The 17,696-nt window shown below is 69.1% G+C and carries 11 protein-coding genes; 8 read left to right on the plus strand and 3 right to left on the minus strand.

Annotated elements, in window-relative coordinates; genetic code table 11:
• Positions 1–107 precede the first annotated feature (107 nt).
• The 4 genes from AC4HOU_RS14635 (at position 108) to AC4HOU_RS14650 (ending at position 5,557) form a co-directional block, all read left to right on the plus strand.
• Positions 108–1,955 (plus strand): ABC transporter ATP-binding protein, encoded by a 1,848-nt coding sequence (locus tag AC4HOU_RS14635; protein ID WP_194989419.1) that lies wholly within the window; start codon positions 108–110, stop codon positions 1,953–1,955.
• A complete protein-coding gene (locus AC4HOU_RS14640) occupies positions 1,952–3,688 on the plus strand; it encodes an ABC transporter ATP-binding protein (RefSeq protein ID WP_195020619.1) in 1,737 nt (578 codons plus the stop codon). The genes AC4HOU_RS14635 and AC4HOU_RS14640 overlap by 4 nt, the downstream gene beginning before the upstream one ends.
• Before the next feature lie 64 nt (positions 3,689–3,752).
• Entirely contained in the window at positions 3,753–4,325 is a 573-nt protein-coding gene (locus tag AC4HOU_RS14645) for a hypothetical protein (protein WP_194989417.1), read from the plus strand.
• On the plus strand, positions 4,322–5,557 hold the full coding sequence (locus tag AC4HOU_RS14650) for a flavin-dependent oxidoreductase (protein ID WP_194989416.1): 1,236 nt from the start codon (positions 4,322–4,324) through the stop codon (positions 5,555–5,557). The genes AC4HOU_RS14645 and AC4HOU_RS14650 overlap by 4 nt, the downstream gene beginning before the upstream one ends.
• On the opposite strand, the gene AC4HOU_RS14655 is transcribed toward AC4HOU_RS14650, so the two are convergent.
• The 3 genes from AC4HOU_RS14655 to AC4HOU_RS14665 all read right to left on the minus strand — a co-directional run bounded on the left by AC4HOU_RS14655 (position 5,554) and on the right by AC4HOU_RS14665 (position 8,403).
• Positions 5,554–6,948, minus strand: coding sequence for an alpha/beta hydrolase family protein (locus AC4HOU_RS14655; RefSeq protein ID WP_194989415.1), 1,395 nt, complete (start codon positions 6,946–6,948; stop codon positions 5,554–5,556). The genes AC4HOU_RS14650 and AC4HOU_RS14655 overlap by 4 nt on opposite strands.
• A 157-nt stretch (positions 6,949–7,105) precedes the next feature.
• On the minus strand, positions 7,106–7,813 hold the full coding sequence (locus tag AC4HOU_RS14660) for a siderophore-interacting protein (RefSeq protein WP_194989414.1): 708 nt from the start codon (positions 7,811–7,813) through the stop codon (positions 7,106–7,108).
• A 128-nt stretch (positions 7,814–7,941) separates the two neighbouring features.
• Positions 7,942–8,403: an MTB12 C-terminal domain-containing protein gene (locus tag AC4HOU_RS14665; RefSeq protein ID WP_194989413.1), complete on the minus strand. Its 462-nt coding sequence runs from the start codon at positions 8,401–8,403 to the stop codon at positions 7,942–7,944.
• 212 nt (positions 8,404–8,615) lie between these two features.
• Between AC4HOU_RS14665 and AC4HOU_RS14670 the strand changes: the two genes are divergently transcribed.
• The 4 genes from AC4HOU_RS14670 to AC4HOU_RS14685 all read left to right on the plus strand — a co-directional run bounded on the left by AC4HOU_RS14670 (position 8,616) and on the right by AC4HOU_RS14685 (position 17,599).
• Complete coding sequence (locus AC4HOU_RS14670; protein ID WP_163814409.1) at positions 8,616–9,902, plus strand: SidA/IucD/PvdA family monooxygenase; 1,287 nt, start codon at positions 8,616–8,618, stop codon at positions 9,900–9,902.
• Between the two features lie 65 nt (positions 9,903–9,967).
• Entirely contained in the window at positions 9,968–10,909 is a 942-nt protein-coding gene (locus tag AC4HOU_RS14675) for a methionyl-tRNA formyltransferase (protein ID WP_194989412.1), read from the plus strand.
• 57 nt (positions 10,910–10,966) lie between these two features.
• The gene (locus AC4HOU_RS14680) at positions 10,967–16,558 is read left to right on the plus strand and encodes an amino acid adenylation domain-containing protein (RefSeq protein ID WP_490724624.1); all 5,592 of its coding nucleotides are present in this window, start codon (positions 10,967–10,969) and stop codon (positions 16,556–16,558) included.
• Between the two features lie 51 nt (positions 16,559–16,609).
• The gene (locus tag AC4HOU_RS14685) at positions 16,610–17,599 is read left to right on the plus strand and encodes an ABC transporter substrate-binding protein (RefSeq protein WP_195006959.1); all 990 of its coding nucleotides are present in this window, start codon (positions 16,610–16,612) and stop codon (positions 17,597–17,599) included.
• The last annotated feature ends 97 nt before the right edge of the window (positions 17,600–17,696 follow it).

Below are 17,696 nucleotides of genomic sequence, written 5' to 3' on the forward strand. Positions count from 1 at the left end.
AACGCCGAGCGCGCCTGTGCATAACTTAGCCTTACCTTTCCTCTCGTTCGGGCGGTGTGTGAAGATGGGGCGATCGTCGGCGAACACCACGACAAAAGCGAGGACTCATGACGGTGGAGGTCGCGCCGCTGCCCGCGGCGGAGACGGGGAACCGGCCGCCCCGCGCGGTGCAGAAGCAGCGCAAACAAGCCGAGACGAAGGCGCGCCGGGAGATTCTGGCGCCGGTGCGCGGGACGCTCACCATCGCGAGCTTCCTCGTCGCGATCGCCTCGGTCTGCGTGGTCGTGCCGTTCATCCTCATCGTCGAGGTCTGCCGCGAACTGCTGCGCGATCCGATCGACACCGACCGGGTCTGGCGGCTGCTGGCGACCGCGGTGATCGTGCTCGCGGTCCAGGCCGGCTTGCAGGCCGTCGCGATGACGTGGTCGCATCTGACCGACGCCGGATACCAGCTCACCGTGCGCAGGCTGCTGGCCGAGAAACTCACCAGGGTTCCGCTGGGTTGGTTCGGTGAACGCAGCTCCGCCGAGGTGAAGAAATACCTCCAGGACGATGTGGAGGCGCTGCACTATCTGGTGGCGCACGCGCGGCTGGAATTCGTCGGCGCGCTGGTGGTTCCGCTGGTCACCCTCGGTTACCTGTTCACCGTCGACTGGCGGCTGACGCTGGTGCTGCTGCTGCCGTTGATCGCCTACTTCATCGCGCTGAGCCGGATGATGGATCAGGACAGCCGTGATCGGCTCGCCATCTACAACCGCTGGGAACGGCGGGTACAGGAAGCCACCATCGAATTCGTCGACGGCATCCAGGTGGTGCGCGCCTTCGGTCAGGCCGGGAAGGCGCACGGCGCGTTCCAGGAGGCCGTCGACGGCCAGACGCGCAGCCTGGACCGGTGGAAGACGCCGATGATCCGGCTGCAAGCCGTCTCCGATATCGCCATCGCCCCGGTGTTCGTGATGCTGGTGATCGTGCTCGCCGGGCTGGCCGGAATCGGCCTCGACTGGCTGGAGCCGCTGGATCTGCTGCCGTTCCTGCTCGTCGGCCTCGGTCTCGGCAGCGCTCTGATGGGCCTGGGCTACAGCGGACAGACCTTGCGCGCCGCCGGAGCGGCCGCGCTGCGCCTGCACGAACTACAGCAGACCCCCGAACTGAACACGGGCACCGGCGGTGCGGTCGACGCCCAGGCGGCGCCCGGCCTGGTGCGTTACGAATCGGTGAGCTTCGGCTACCGCGAGGACCATCAGGTGCTGCGGGATATCAGCGTGGAACTGGCGCCCGGCACCATCACCGCGCTGGTTGGCCCGAGTGGTTCCGGTAAATCCACCTTCGCCAAGTTGCTGCCGCGCTTCTATGACGTCGGCGCCGGGCGGATCACCATCGGCGGCCGCGATATCCGCGATTTCGGCACCGAGGAGCTGTATCGCACGGTCGGATTCGTGTTCCAGGATGTCCGGTTGATCCGCGGTTCCATCCGAGACAACCTGCTGCTGGCCCGCCCCGGCGCCGATGCGGCCGCGGTGGAACAGGCCGCGCGCGCCGCGCAGATCCACGATCGGATCATGGCGCTACCGCGCGGCTACGACTCCGAGATCGGCGTCGACGCCACCCTGTCCGGTGGTGAGGCGCAACGACTGTCCATCGCGCGAGCGCTGCTGGCCGACACCCCGGTGCTGGTGCTCGACGAGGCCACCGCCTTCGCCGACCCGGAATCCGAAGCCGCGGTGCAGGACGCACTCGCGGTACTGGTCGCCGGGCGCACGGTGCTGGTGATCGCGCACCGGCTGCACACCATCACCGGCGTCGATCGGGTCCTGGTGCTCGAAGACGGTGTGCTGGTCGAACAGGGTGATCACGCGAGCCTGCGTGAGGCAGGCGGCACCTATCAGCGGCTGTGGGAAATCAACGAGGCGGCGCTGGGCGCGGTGGCCCTGATCGATGCGGAGGAGTCCCGGTGATCGGCAAGGTTTTCGGGCTGGTGCCCCGCGAGTACGCCCAGCTCACCCCGCGGTTGATCGCGGTCATCACCGCGCAGGCGCTGTGCCAGGCGGCGGCCTATCTGCTGCTGGTCCCGGTGCTGGAGGCGGTCTTCGACGATGATCTCGGCCGCGCCTGGTTCTGGGCGGCGCTGATGGTGGTCGCGGTCGCGGCCATGGCCGGCCTGCACTACGTCCAGGCCACCGTCGGGCTGCGGATCGCGGTCGGCATGCAGGGTGGTTTGCAGACCCGGCTCGGCGATCAGCTCAACGCGCTGCCGCTGGGCTGGTTCGAAAGCCACAGCGCGGCGCCGCTGTCGCGGATCGTGGTGGAGAACGTGCGCGAGATCCAGGGTGCGGTCGCCTACCTGACCGCCAAGGTGCTCACCAGCATCGTGGTGCCCCTCGGTGTCGGCCTCGGCATGCTGTTCATCGACTGGCGGATCTCGCTGACGATGCTGCTGGCGGCGCCGGTGCTGTTCGCCGTGAACCGGCTGGCCAACCGCGCCTACCTCAGGTCGGATGCGCGGATGCACGCCGCCGCGGCCGAAGCCGATTCCCGGGTGGTCGAGTTCGCTCAGGCCCAGCCGGTGCTGCGCTCCTTCGGTGCCGTCGGTTCCGGTAACAAGGCGCTGGATTCGGCGCTGCGGCAGCAGAAATCGGCCACCACCCGTGCGGTGTTCTCCGCGGTTCCCGGCCTGATCCTGTTCGCCCTGTTCGTGCAGGCCGTGTTCCTGGTGCTGGCCTATGTGGTGATCAGCCAGGTCACCGACGGCGCCATCTCCGCCGCCGCCGCGATCGCCCTGATCGCGGTGAGCGCCCGGTTCATCGAGCCGCTGAATCAGGCCGCGCAACTCGGCAATGCGCTGCGCTCGGCGGCCGCGGCGGTGGATCGGGCCACCGAACTGCTGGCCGAGCCCGTACTGCCGGAAGCCGACAAGCCGGTCACTCCGGGTGCGCCGTCGGTGGTCTTCGAGGACGTCGAGTTCGGTTACCGGCCCGGCGAACCGGTGATCTCGGGCGTGAGTTTCGAGGTTCCCGCGGGTACCACCACCGCGATCGTCGGCCCCAGCGGCGCGGGTAAGACCACGCTGCTGCGCCTGGCGGCACGGTTCTACGATGTGGACTCCGGCCGGGTGCGCGTCGGCGAACACGATGTGCGCGAACAGCCCTCGGAAACGCTGTTGGATCAGCTCTCGCTGGTGTTCCAGAACGTCTACCTGTTCAACCGCTCGGTCGCCGACAACATCCGCATCGGCAAGCCCGACGCCACCGATGACGAAGTGCGCCGCGCGGCCGTCGCCGCCCGCGTCGACGAGATCGCCGACCGGCTGCCCGACGGTATCGACACCTCCGTCGGCGAAGGTGGCGCCACCCTGTCCGGCGGTGAGCGGCAACGGGTTTCGATCGCCCGCGCCCTGCTCAAGGACGCACCCATCGTGCTGCTGGACGAGGCCACCAGCGCCCTGGACCCGCACAGCGAGGCGGTGGTGGTGCGCGGCATCCACGAACTCACCCGCGACAAGACCGTCATCGTGGTGGCCCACCGGCTGGCCACCATCGCCCATGCCGATCAGATCCTGTTCGTCGACGGCGGCCGCATCGTCGAACGCGGCACCCACGATGAACTGCTCGCGCTCGGCGGTCGGTACGCGGACTTCTGGAACGAACGCTCGCGGGCGAGCGGATGGCGGCTGGAGCCGGTTTCCGTGTGACGCCACGCCCGGGCGTCGTCCGGGAACGTCTCGCGGCGTTGGGCTCTCGGCTACCCTGCACGGAGTGGGGATATTCGTGGAGACGGCGGGGGAGCGTGCCTCCGCGGGAATCGGGTCCGCCGGGCATGGCACGTTCCCGCCGGTGACCCGGATGCTGTTGCAGGCCGACGGTTCCACCACGTTGCTGCTCGAGGCGCTACTCGGGGAAACGTTGTCGCTCACCGTGATCGATCAGCGGGTCTCGACCGCGGCAGGGCTCCCCGTCCGGCTGCGCGAGCTGCTGGCGTGCACCGGCGAGGAGCAGGTGGTGTCGAGGCGATCCGAGCTGCGCGCCGGCGATGACCCCAGGCCGGTATCGCGGAACGAGGTGACCGTTGCCTGCCGTGATCCGAAGCTGACCGCGATCCTCACCGATGCCAGGATCCCGATCGGCCGGGGTCTGGTCTCCGCGCGACGATTTCTGGGCCGCACCATCGTCTCGGCCGGATGGGACGTCTGGCACGGTGACGAGGCAGCCGAAGCCTCGCCATCGCGGTGCGCCTACAAGGAATACGTCCTTTCCGACGAGCTGACGGCGATCGCGCATATCCGCGAGCAGTTCAACCCGGCCCTGGTCCCGAGCGGGGCGATGCGATGAAGGTGCTGATCGCCGGTGCCGGTATCGCCGGGTTGACCACGGCGCTGAGCCTGCACGCCCGGGGGATCGAGGCGCAGGTGATCGACAGCGTGCGGCAGTTGCGGCCTTTGGGTGTCGGGATCAATCTGCTGCCGCACGCGGTGGCCGAGCTGGCCGAACTCGGCCTCGCCGACGCTCTCGCCGCCACCGCCATCCCCACCGCCGCGGCGGTGCACTACGACAGGTTCGGCAACGAGATCTGGCGGGAATCGCGCGGTCTCGCCGCCGGACACGAGTGGCCGCAGTACTCGATCCATCGAGGCGAACTGCACACGATCCTGCTGCGCGCGGTACGAGACCGGCTCGGCGCGGGCGCGGTACGCGAAGGGCTGCGGCTGACGACGATCGTCGAGCGCGCCGAGCAGGTGCACTGCCGCATCCGCGACCGCGCCACCGATTCGCTGATCGACTGGAACGCCGATGTGCTGATCGGCGCCGACGGCCTGCACTCCGTCGTCCGCGCGCACCTGCACCCGGAGGAGGGCGGCCCGCGCTGGAACGGCATCCAGATGTGGCGCGGCACCGCCGAACGCGCGCCGTTCCTGGACGGCCGGACGATGATCCTGGCCGGTTCCAGTACCGCGGCCCGCTTCGTGGCCTATCCGATCTCGCGGGCGGCGCAGCAGCGAGGGCGATCGCTGGTCAACTGGGTCGCGGAAGTGCGCGTGCACGAGGGCGCGGTGGCGGATCCGGACTGGAATCGGATCGGCCGGATCGACGATGTGCTGCCGCACTACGCGGGCTGGCGGATCGCCGGCGTGGATATCGCCGAATTGATCGCGGCGAGCGGGGAGATCCTCGAATACCCCATGGTGGATCGGGATCCGTTGCCGCACTGGGGTAGCGGGCGCGTCACCCTCGTCGGCGATGCCGCCCACCCCATGTATCCGGTCGGATCCAATGGCGGTTCGCAGGCGATCGTCGGTGCGCGCGCACTGGCGGCCGCACTCGCCGAGAGCGCCGATCCGGTGGCGGGTCCGGCACGGTATCAGCGGGCCAGGCGTGAGCACGCCAATGCCATTGTGCTGGCGAACCGGGATATCCCGATGGACCGAATCATCGCCCTGGTCACCGAACGGGCGCCGAACGGCTTCGCGCGAATCGAGCAGGTGCTCACCGCCGACGAACTATCCGCGATCGACGCGGCCTACCGTCGCACCAGCGGTGCCTTATCGGCTCCGGCCGAGAACTAGCCGGCCACCGGCCCGCCCTCGATGCCCTGGTGTCCGCGGGCCGCCGCGGTGACGTCGGCCGGGGCACCGCCGAGCGGTTCGCTCAGGAATGCGGCGAGGATGTCGTTGGTGGCGCGCTGAGTGGGACCCGGTCCACGGGAACCGCCGATGAATCGCGCGGCCACGAAATGAGCCGGGCCGGAGAGGAACAGGGGGACGTCGGTGAAGCTGTAGTGGTTGGCGTCGGCGAGTTCGAAACGGTAGCCGGGGGCGCGGAGGTTGGTCAGCAGCGTGGCGTTGCCGTCGATATAGCGCTGGGAATGGCCGGTTTCCGCGCGATCGCTCTCGACCAGCAGGAACGGCCCGGTCAGGGAGCGGGTGGGCAGGTCGCCGTACAGCGTGCCGTCGATGTTGGCGGCGGCCCGGATGCGCGGATCGTACGCCAGCGCGGCGGCCGCGGCGGCGCCTCCGAACGAATGGCCGATCGCGGCAATGTGTCCGGTGTCGAGGTGAGCGGCGAACGCGGGGTCGATGGCGTCGGGGCGGGTGAGTTGATCGATGACGAATCGCAGGTCGGCGGTGCGGAGTTCGAGCTGGTCGCTCATGTACCGGGTCGACTCGGGTTCGTCGGCCGGAACGTCCGGCTCGGTGGTGGCGATGGTGCCGTCGGCCAGTTCGGTGACCGCCGACTCGTAGGGATGGTCGACGGCCAGGACGACGAAGCCGCGGCTGGCCAGATCGACCACCAGCGAGGTGTAGAAGGCCCGCGGCGCACCGTATCCGGGCGAGAACACCACCACCGGCCACCGGTCCCGCTCCGCATTGATCGGGACATCGGCGTAGGCGTGGGAATCGATGAGGTGATAGCCGCGCATGATCGGCGCCGGTATCAGCGACACCCGCTCCGGTAGGCGGTCGTAGCCGTCGAGATACAGGTACTGCCGGCCTCCGGTCGTGGCCGCTGGATACCACGCCTGCACGATCACATTCCGGCGATCGTCGACGGCCGGCGTCGCGGTTTCCGGGCGTTCCGCGTCGACCCAGCGAAAAATCATGCTGCCCACGGGGTGCGGCCCGCTCGGCTCCGGCAGGGTAGGCACCGGCGGCAGCGCGGTGGCGATGACGGCGGCCACGGCCAGCACCGCCGCACCGACGCGGCCGGCGATCAGCACAACCCGACGCGCGCCCGCTACCTGATTCGCCGGGAATATCAGCAGCAGCGACAGCGGGATCAGCAGATAGACCGGCGCGAACTGCCAGTAGAAACCTTCGAGGAGCAGCTGGGCGCAGCCGCCGAGGAACAGCGGCGGCCAGACGAACGGCGCGATAGTGCGTGCCCATGCGGTGGCCACCACCGCCAGCACCGTGAAGAGCACGGCCGCCGCCGAAACCGCCATGTCGATGCTGGACACACCTTGCTCGCTTTCCGCCCCGTCGACGCTCCCGGCCGGACAGCCGGCGTCGAATCCGCCTGCCATCGTGCCTCAGCGCGGTGACGGTGCGCGTCAGCCGCAGGTCGCGAGCTTCTCCTCCTCGAGGATGACCGGGCGGGCGCGAGCCCTGCCGTGGCTACTTCCAGTACGCCCGGTACTTCAGCTGCGTCTTGGGCAGCTGGTGGGTGGTCTTGAACGTCTTCACGATCGAGCGGGTGGTGTGGCCGTCGCAGGCCACCCAGGCGTAGGCGTCGCCGGGGCAGGTGAGTTCGTGGGCGGCCTCGCGCATCAGGCGGCCGTCGTCGATGCGTTGCAACCAGGTGACCTGGTGGTGTGGCTTATTGCGCACGGGCAGCGTGACATCGGATTCGAACTGCCATTCCAGCCACACCCGGGCCGGGGTGTCGCCGATGGATTCGAGCAGGGTGTTGATCGCGGGCAGCGAGGCCGTATCACCGAAGATCAGGTATTCGCTCGGCGTGACGTCGGGGAGTTCGAAATCCGAGCCGAGGACGGTGGACTCGATCTCGTCGCCGACGGCCGCGCGCTCGGCCCACTGGCTCGCGGGCCCGCCGTGCAGCGCGAATTCGATGTAGAAATGGTCGCCCGCCGGGTCCTGGTCGATCAGGGTGTAGCCGCGATGGTGCAGTTTGTCGGTGGTCGCGTCGGGAATCCAGAGCCGGATCCACTGGGTGGGGTGCACCGGGTGGTCGGCGAGCAGGCCGTTGGCGGCGAATCCGATCCGCACGTATTTATCGGTGACGGTTTCGGTGGAGGTGACGCGCAGACGGTAGTCGTCGGCCCGCCAGATCTTCATGAGTACGCCGTTGGTGCCTTTGCCCATGTGCTGAGGTTAGCCTAAGTTGACCGGAAAGTCGTCACCGAGTAGGCGAAAAATGCGAGACGGCGGCCCGCCCTCGATTGCTCGAGGATGGAGCCGCCGCCGGGTGAACTCGCCGGGTGCGACCGAGCTCAGAGAGCGCAGGACACCGAGCCGTAGTAGGCCAGGCTGCACAGCGAGTCGTTGGTCAGCTTCCAGGTGCCGTCGATCTGACGCCAGGCGACCTCGACGGTGGGGAAATCCTCGTAGCCGTCGAGGGCCAGCTTGAGCTGGGCGCTGGTCAGGTCGCCCTGGGTGTTGACCGGGCCGACGACGCTGTAGCGGAAGCTCGGGATGGCCGCCATGCGGTTGGACAGCTCGTCGACGACGGGCAGGCCTGCCTCGCCCGCCTCCAGCTCGGCGGCGCGATCGCCGCGCGGGGCGCCGGTGTTCAACACCAGTTGCAGCTTGGACTGGAGCTCGCCGACGCCGGGGGCGTTTGTCCGGACGACCGAGGGAGCCGCGGTGGCCGGGGCGATGGTTGCCACGGAGCCGAAGGCGGCGGCGGTGAGGGCGAGCGCCGCGGCGGCGGCACGGGTCTTGCGGTTGAACATGTGCGTTCCAATCTTTTCGGCTGCGTGCCGGGGTCGGGGGACTGGCACTGCCAAGCAATATAAGGTAAGCCTATGCAAACACGGGAGCCCTAGGTCATCCTGTGGAGGTGGCTACGCGTTCCGCGCCCACGTCGCCGCAGCTGGTCGCCGGTATCGGTAGCTGAACGGTGGCTGGAATCACAGTGCTGCCATGTGGAGAGAGTGGAGAACCAGTGGACAGACTTCTCGTTGTCGGTGCCGGACCGAAGGCGATGGCCGTCGCGGCCAAAGCGCATGTGCTGCGCTCGCTCGGTTTGCCCGCGCCACAGGTGACCGTGGTGGAACCGCATGCGGTGGGCGGCAATTGGCTGGCGACCGGCGGGTGGACCGATGGTCAGCACCGGCTGGGCACCAGCCCGGAGAAGGACATCGGCTTCCCGTACCACTCCACCTGGGCGCGTGGGCACAACCAGGCGATCAACGAGGCCATGATGGCGTTCAGCTGGACCGCGTTCCTGGTCGAGCGCGGTACCTACGCCGAGTGGGTCGACCGTGGCCGCCCGAGCCCGCAGCACAATGTCTGGGCGAAATACCTGCAGTGGGTGGCCCGCAAGATCGATCTCGACCTGGTCACCGGCAGCGTCCGCAAGATCTCGGCCGCGGCCGACGGTTGGCTGGTCACCGTCGCCGATTCGGACGGGGTGACCAGTGAGATCGACGCCGACCGCCTGATGATCACCGGCCCCGGCAATAGCGCCCGCGCGCTCGCCGACCATCCGAAGGTGCTCAGCATCGCCGAGTTCTGGGATCTGGCGGGCAAACGCAAGCTGCCGGTGTCCTCACGCGCGGCCGTCATCGGCGGCGGCGAGACCGCGGGTTCGGCCATGGACGAGCTGGTCCGCCACGACGTGCTGACCGTCTCGGTCATTTCCCCCGGCGCCACCATCTACACCCGCGGCGAAAGCTATTTCGAGAACTCCCTGTTCAGCGACCCCGCGAAGTGGCGCGCGCTGAGTATCGAGGAGCGCAGGGATGTGATGCGGCGCTGCGACCGCGGCGTGTTCTCGGTGCGGGTGCAGGAATCGCTGCTGGCCGACAATCGAGTGCATCACCTCCAGGGCCGGGTGGTCCGGGTCGCCGAGCAGGGCGACGGCGTGGCGCTCACCCTGCGCAACGAGATGCGCCCGGATCAGCAGCACAGCTTCGATCTGGTGGTCGATGCCACCGGCGGGCAGGCGCTGTGGTTCCTGGACATGTTCGACGCCGACGCCGCCGATCTGGTCGAGCTCGCCATCGGCGGTCCGATCACCCAGGCCCGGTTGGAGGCCGCGATCGGGCACGATCTGGCGGTGGACGGGCTCGATGCCAAGCTCTACCTGCCGAATTTGGCCGGACTGGCGCAGGGTCCCGGCTTCCCGAATCTCAGCTGCCTGGGCCAGCTTTCGGATCGGGTGCTGGCCACGGCGGCCACCAGCGCGGTCCCGGCGAACGCCGAATCGGCCCATTCGGCTCGCCCCTGAGCAGGCCGTCTATCCCAGTAGGCTAGGCTTGCCTTACTTGGCATCGAGGATGAAGGTTTCTGTTTATGCGCATCGTGTCGTTCGGCTTCCAGACCTGGGGCCGCAAGACCCTGCAGGCTCTGATCGATTCCGAGCATGAGGTGGTGCTCGCGGTCACCCATCCGGCCAGCGAGGATTCCTACAAGGGCATCTGGTCGGATTCGGTGGAGGAGCTGGCGCGTGAGCACGGCATCCCGGTGCACCTGACCGAGCGCGCCGACGCCGAGACCATCGATCTGGTCAAGCGGGCCGAACCGGACGTCATCGTGGTGAACAGCTGGTACACCTGGATGCCCGCCGAGCTCTACGAGATGCCCACCTACGGCACGCTGAACCTGCACGATTCGCTGCTGCCCAAGTTCACCGGTTTCTCGCCGGTGCTGTGGGCGCTGATCAGCGGTGAGAGCGAATTCGGCCTGACGGTGCACCGGATGGACGAGCAGCTCGACACCGGCGACATCCTGGTCCAGCACTCGCTGCCGATCGGCCCCGACGCCACCGGCACCGAGCTGGTGCTGGCCGGCATGGAGCTGATTCCCGGCGCGGTGAAGGAGGCCCTCGACGCGCTGGCCAACGGCACCGCCGAATGGAAGCCACAGAACAAGGCCGAGCGCACCTATTTCCACAAGCGCTCCGAGCGCGACAGCCGCATCGACTGGAACTGGCCCGCCGTGGATCTGGAGCGTTTCGTGCGCGCGCTGTCGGCGCCGTATCCGCGCGCGTTCAGCCACTACCGGGGCGAGAAGGTGGAGATCCTGGCCTCCCGGGTCTCCTCGGCCCGCTACGGCGGCACGCCCGGCCGCGTCATCGTGCAGGAGGACGGCGGCGCGGTGGTGTGCGGGCCGGACGCCTATCGCGGCGGTAACCACGCGCTGGTGATCACCCGGGTGCGCACCGCCGACGGCACCGAACACGACGGCGCCGAATTCTTCCGTCGCGGCGGCTATCTCACCGACGCGCCGGAGTAGTTGCCGAACGCGCGCGGACCGCGAGCGATAGATCCAGTGCGGGGGCCGGAGGGAACCATGTCGACCATTGCCAATGACGCGGCGAGCGTGCGAGCACACCGCACCGAACTGGTGCGCCGCCGGATTCCGGCGTCCCCCGGCCCACGCCGTCCGCTGACGCCGGGGCAGTCGCGTGCCTGGTTCCTGCAGACCCGTGAGCCCGCTGATGTCTCGCTCAATATCGGTGTCGCCTACCGGCTTTCCGGTGCGCTCGACGTCGCCCGGCTGCGGGCCGCGGTCGCCGCCGTCGCTGCTGAACACGACATCCTGCGCAGCAGTTACGGGCGCGGCATCGACGGTGAGCCGTATCAGGTGGTTCGCCCGGATCTGGCGCCCGCGTGGCTCGAACACGATCTGTCCGGACGTTCCGAGGCCGGGCTGACCCGCCGGGTGGAAGTGCTCGTTCGGCGTGAGCTGGCCAGGCCCTTCGAACTGAGCGCGGAGGCGCCGCTGCGGTTGACGCTGATCCGCACCGGCGCCGAAGAATATGTGCTGGTGCTGGTCGCGCACACCATCGCATGGGACGACGACTCCCTCGGCGTGTTCACCGCCGACCTGGAGGCCGCGTACAACGGTTCGGCCCCGGTGCGCCGGGCGGGCACACGGTTCGCCGACCGTCGCGGTGACGACAGTGCGGGCCTGGCGTATTGGCGCGAGACGCTCACCCCGCTGCCCGAACCGCTGGAGTTGCCCGGCGGCCCGGTCTCCGGTTCCGGTGCACGACAGGCCGCACGTCGCAGCCGGGAGCTGCCCGACGCGCTGGTCCAGCGGGTGCGCGAGTTCGCCGATGCGTCGGAATCGACGCCAACGGCGGTCCTGCTGGCCGCGTATTCGACCCTCATCCACCGCTACACCGCCGCCACCGATTTCCTGGTCGCGATGCCGGTGTCGCTGCGCGGCAAGGACGCAGGCGATCGCATCGGATACTTCGGCAATACCGTCCTGCTGCGCAGCACACCGCGCGCGCAGGCCGCCTTCGCCGATTTCGCCGCCGAGATCGACGGTGTGGTCACCGATGCGCTGGCGCACAAGCACATCGGCATCGACCGGGTGGTGCACGCGATCAATCCCGACCGCACCGCGAGCAGGGACGGGCTCGAACAGCTCGCGCGCATCGGATTCGGTGTCCGCAGTGCCGGTGCGGGTTTCACGCTCGACGGCGTGAGCGCGACCATGCTCGAGCTGGGCGGCCCGCAGCTGCCGGTGCCATTGCGCGTGACCGTGACCCTTGATCCGTCGGCCCCGCGCGTCGACGCGGAATACTGGCCCGACGCGTTCGACGAGCGGCTGATCGAGCAACTGCTCGATCACTACCTGCAACTGCTCGACAGTGCGCTCACCGGCCCGCAGGTGCGTCTGGGTGAGCTCGACCTGTTCGGACCCCAGGCCAGGCAGCGGCTGCTCGCGCAATCGCGTGGTGAACTGGTCGACACCGAGCCGGCCACCCTGGTGTCGCTGTTCGAGCGCCGGGTCGGCGCCGCGCCCGAGGCGGTGGCGATCATCGCACCGGCCGACCAGCCAGGCACCGATCTGGAATTGACCTACGGCGCGCTCGACCGTCGCGCGAACCGGTTGGCGCACTGGCTGATCGCGCAGGGTATCGGCACTGAGGACATCGTCGCGCTGCGGATATCGAACTCGCCGGAGTTCATCGTCGCGGTACTCGCGGTGCTCAAAGCCGGGGCCGCCTACCTGCCGATCGACCCGGCCTACCCGGATGAGCGCATCGATTTCCTGATCGGCGACGCGGCACCCCGGCTGGTGCTCGGCCGAGTCGAACTGGACACCGCCGAGGAATCGGCCGTCGATCGGGCCGAGCACGCGCCCACCGACGCCGACCGGGTGCGCCCGCTGCGTCCGGACAACCTCGCCTACGTGATCTACACCTCCGGTTCCACCGGAACCCCCAAAGGCGTGCCGGTCGCGCATGCCGCGATCGCCGATCATCTGATCGGGTTCTGCGCCCAATGGGGGATGACGGCCGAGGACCGGCTGCTGCAATCGTCGTCGGTGAGCTTCGACGCGTCGCTGCTCGACATCTTCGTCACGCTGACGCTCGGTGCGCGCCTGGTGATTCCGCGCCCGGACGCCTTCCGCGATATCGGCTATGTCGCCGATCTGATCAGTCGCTACGGCGTCACCGTGCTGCATATGGTGCCCTCGCTGCTGAGTGCGCTGCTGCTGTTGCCGGAGGTCAGCGAGTGGCGCGCGCTGCGGCATGTGCCGGTGGGCGGCGAGGCGCTGCTCGGTGAGGTGGCCGACCGGTTCGCCGGGATGTTCGACGCCGAACTGCGCAACCATTACGGCCCGACCGAGGCCGTGGTCTCGGCGACGCATATGCCGGTGGAGGGACCGCAGGGCCCGCGCATCGTGCCGGTGGGCGTGCCGAACCGCAATGTGAGCGCCTACCTGTTCGACGACCGATTGCAGCTGGTCCCCGCCGGCGCGGTGGGTGAGATCTATCTCGGCGGCGATCAGCTGGCCCGCGGCTACCTCGACCGGGCCGGGCTCACCGCCGAACGGTTCGTTCCCGATCCCTTCCGTCCCGGTCGCCGGCTGTACCGCACCGGTGATCTGGCGCGGCGCAATGTGTCCGGTGAACTCGAATTCGTCGGTCGCGCCGACGAACAGGTGAAGGTGCGCGGGTATCGCATCGAGCTGGGCGAGGTACAGGCCGTGATCGCCGGGCATCCGAGCGTGGCGCAGTGCGTGGTCGTCGCGAACACCGACCGTGCCCTCGGCACCACCCTCGCCGCCTACGTGGTGCCCGCCGAGGCGGACGTCGACGTCGAGCGGGTCCGTGACTATCTCGCGAAATCCCTGCCGGAGTTCATGATTCCGTCCGCCTTCGCCGTGGTCGACCGGATCCCGTTGACCGAGCACGGCAAGCTCGACAAACGCGCCCTGCCCGAACCGCGCCGCGTCGGCATGCGGGCCCGCCGGGCACCGGCCACCGCCACCGAGATCAGGCTGGCGGCGCTGTTCGGCGAGATCTTCGGCCACGCCGAGGTCGGCGCCGACGATTCGTTCTTCGAACTGGGTGGGCATTCGCTGCTGGCCAACCGGCTGGTGGTCCGGATCCGCGCGGAGTTCGGTGTGGAGATCGACGTGCGCGCGCCCTTCGACACGCCGACCGTCGCCGGTTTGGCGGCGCTGATCGAGTCGACGCCGGTGACGGCCGGCGTCAACGGTCTGCCGCCGTTGACGAAACAGCCACGCCCGGAGCGGGTTCCGCTGTCCCACCGGCAGCGCGCCGAATGGGCTGCCGGTGCACAGGGCGTCGTGCAGGCTGCCGTTCGGATCACGGGCCCGCTCGACGAGCCCGCGCTGACGGCGGCGCTCAACGATGTGATCGCCCGCCATGCCGCGCTGCGCACCGTGTTCCCCGGGGGCGACCATCGGACGGTGCCGTCTTCGGCCCAGAACGTCATCGCTGACGCTGAACTCACCGGAGACGAACCGCATCGATTGGTGTTGGCCTCGGCTGACACCACCGTCGTCGTCACCGGCATCGCGGACGCCGATCTCCCCGGAGCGCTGCGTTCGGCCGCCGCGCACCGATTCGATCCGGCCACCGCTCCGCTGTTGTCGGCGCAGATCTTCCTGCTGGATGAGAACACCAGGGTGCTCTCGCTGGTCGCGCATCGGCTCGTGGCCGATGAGCCCTCACTGCGCACGGTCGTCTCCGATCTGGCCATCGCCTACCGCTGCCGGATAGGTACCGGTGCGCCGCCGCAGTGGGGGCCACCGGCCATCGATCACGTCGACTACACGTTGTGGCAGCACGCTGTCGCGGAATCGGCGGGCACCAGAATCGACGAATGGCAGCGGGCGCAGACCGAACTGCCTGCCCCGGTCGATCTCGCCGACCGTGCCGATGCGGACGTTGCGGGCGCACACGATGTCGGCTTCGGTATCCCGACCGGCCTGCGCCAACGCCTCGAATCCCGCGCCGAAGCCGCCGGCGCCACCGAATTCATGCTGTACCAGGCGGCAGTCGCCGCCTTGCTGCACAAGCTCGGCGCGGGCCGCGAGATCGTACTCGCCACCCCGACCACCGGCCGCACCGATACCGTGGCCGCCGATCTGGTCGGCCCGCTGGCGAGCAGGCTGATGCTGCGCACCGATCTGTCTGGCGATCCGACACTCGCCGAGGTGCTCGCTCGCGCCCGCGACGCGGCGCTGAACGCCTTCCGCGACCAGGACCTGCCGATCGTCCGCGAGGATCGAAAAGCCGTGCCGCAGGCGGAGATCCGTTGCGAGGACGACCACCGATTCGGCGAAACCTGGCTCGCCGAGGACCTGCACCTGGCGCCACAGCCGATACCGGTCCGCGCCCCGCGCGAGCTGACGTTCGTCTTCACCACCAGGGTCGCCGGCGAGGTGGACGTGCGCGTCATCGCCGACGCCCGCCGCTACGACGCGGCCACGATCGCGCTGTTCACCCGCCATCTGCTGACGGTGCTGGAAGCCTTCGCCGAGACGCCCGAACGCGCCGTGTCCGAGCTCCGGCTGATGAGCGCCGGCGAACAGGAACGAGTGCTGGGCGAATGGTCCACCGGTGTCGAACCGTCCGATGTGCGCAGCTTGGGTGCCCTGTTCCGGCATGGTCGCGCGGTGCCGGGGGTCCGGATCGCGTTGCGGTGCGGCAGTGAACAACTCACCTATGGCGAGCTGTATCAGCGACTGGACGAGCTGATCGCGGGCGAGGCCGCAACCGAACCGACGGCCGGTGTGGATTCGCTGACCCACCTGCTCGCCGCGCTGGGCAGGTTGTTGCCTCCGGCCGCGCCCGTCAGCAAGTACAGCGCGCCCTCCGCCGCCCCGGAGAACGATGGGCGGTCCGACTCGACCGGCGCGACCACGGGTCTGCACCGTTCAGCCGAGGTCGGGCCGCTCGAGCTGCCTCTGACCGCGCTCACCGCCGCCGTCGCGGACCGGCGCTGTGTGGCCGCCGATCGACGTCGCGCCGACGCGGATCCGGCACGCAAGCGGGCCGATATCCGGCTGTTCGCCACCGCCCCCGACGATCCCCAGCTGGCAGCCGATCTGCTCGCGGCACTGACCGACGGCGCGACCTTCGTTCTGGCGACCGCCGAGCAGCGCGCCGACCCGGTGGCGCTGGCGCAGGTGATCGCCGAGCGTGCGGTGACGCAGGTGGTCGCCGCGCCGACGCTGCTCGCAGGTCTCGCCGCGGCCGGGGTCGACACTCTGCCGACGGTGCACCGCTGGGATGTGAACGGAATCGGTTGGTCCGCAGAGCTTCCCGCGCTGCTGCGGACGTTGGCGCCGGATTCGGTGGCTACCTTCGCCTACCGCGCGCCCGCGTATCTCGGCGCCGTCGCCCGCGGGCCGATGACCGGAGCCGGGCGCGCACGTCCGGTGCCCGGTGCGCGGATTCTGATCCTCGACGAGTGGCTGCGGCCCGTCGCGCCCGGCGTGCTCGGCGAGGTGTACGTGGGCGGAATCGCGCTGGCCACCCGGTTCGCCGGTCCCGAAGCGACGGACGGTTTCGTCGCGGACCCGTTCGAGCCCGGTGAGCGGCTGTTCCGCACCGGCGACACGGCCAGATGGACCACCGACGGACGACTCGCCTTCGCGCAAGCTTAGGCTTACCTACGATCATCCGAGTTCGGTCGGGGTCGAAGCAAGGAGTACGGAATGAAACTGGCTCGAAGGACCGCGCGGCGAGGTGTGCTCGCGCGGCTGGGAATGGCCGCGGTGGCCACGGCGCTGGCCGTCTCGGTGGCGGCCTGTGGCGCCGACTCCGAGGGGGCGGAGGGTGCGGGCGTCACCGTCAAGCACAAGCTCGGCGAGACGACCGTCGAAGGCACACCCGAGCGCGTGGTCACCATCGGCAACCAGTGGCTGGATGCCTCGCTGGCCCTCGGCGTGACGCCGGTCGGTTACGCCGACAACGTCTCGATCCTCGCGGGCGGCCAGAAGGTGCCGTGGGCGCCGGATTCCCTCGGCGATGCCAAGGTGCTGAAGCAGGGTTCGGATATGGCCGAGCAGATCGCGGCGCTGGAGCCGGATCTGATCCTGGTGCCCGGATTCCTGGTCGATCAGGCGATGTACGACAAGCTCTCCAAGCTGGCCCCGACCATCGGCCCGGTCACCGAGGACGCCGAGGTGGACCTGTGGTCCGATCAGGTCACCGAGCTCGGGCGGGTGCTGCACAAGGAAGACGAGGCGAACAAGGTGATCGCCGGCGTCGACACCAAGATCAAAGACGTGTCCGCGAAGTACCCCAACCTCGCCGGCAAGACCTTCCTGACCTGCATGCTCACCGGCCCCTCGCAGCTCATGGTGCTGGCCGACCCGAAGGACGGCTCCGCGAAGCTGTTCAACGATCTCGGCCTGAGCATCCCGAAGAACATCGCCGACGAGGCCCCCGCCGGCGGACGCCTGGCGCTCTCGCCGGAGCGGCTCGGCGATCTGACCTCCGACATCCTCATGTGCGGCGCCATGCCCGCCTATGAGCAGAAGTTCAAGGAACTGCCGGGCTACAACGATCTGCCCGCGGTGAAGTCGGGCGGCATGACCTTCCTCGACACCCTCACCATCAGCGCGATCAACACCCCGACCGCGCTGTCGGTGCCGTACGTGCTGGAGAAGCTCGACCCGACCTTCGCGGCCGTCGGCAAGTAGGAGTGGCCGGCCGGGTGGGTCCGGATGGATCCGCCCGGCCGTTCGGGGGCTGTGTGATCGGTGGATGTCGGCCTTAGTGGCTGCGCGGCGATCGCGC

It is taken from the genome of Nocardia sp. JCM 38205 (assembly GCF_058222935.1).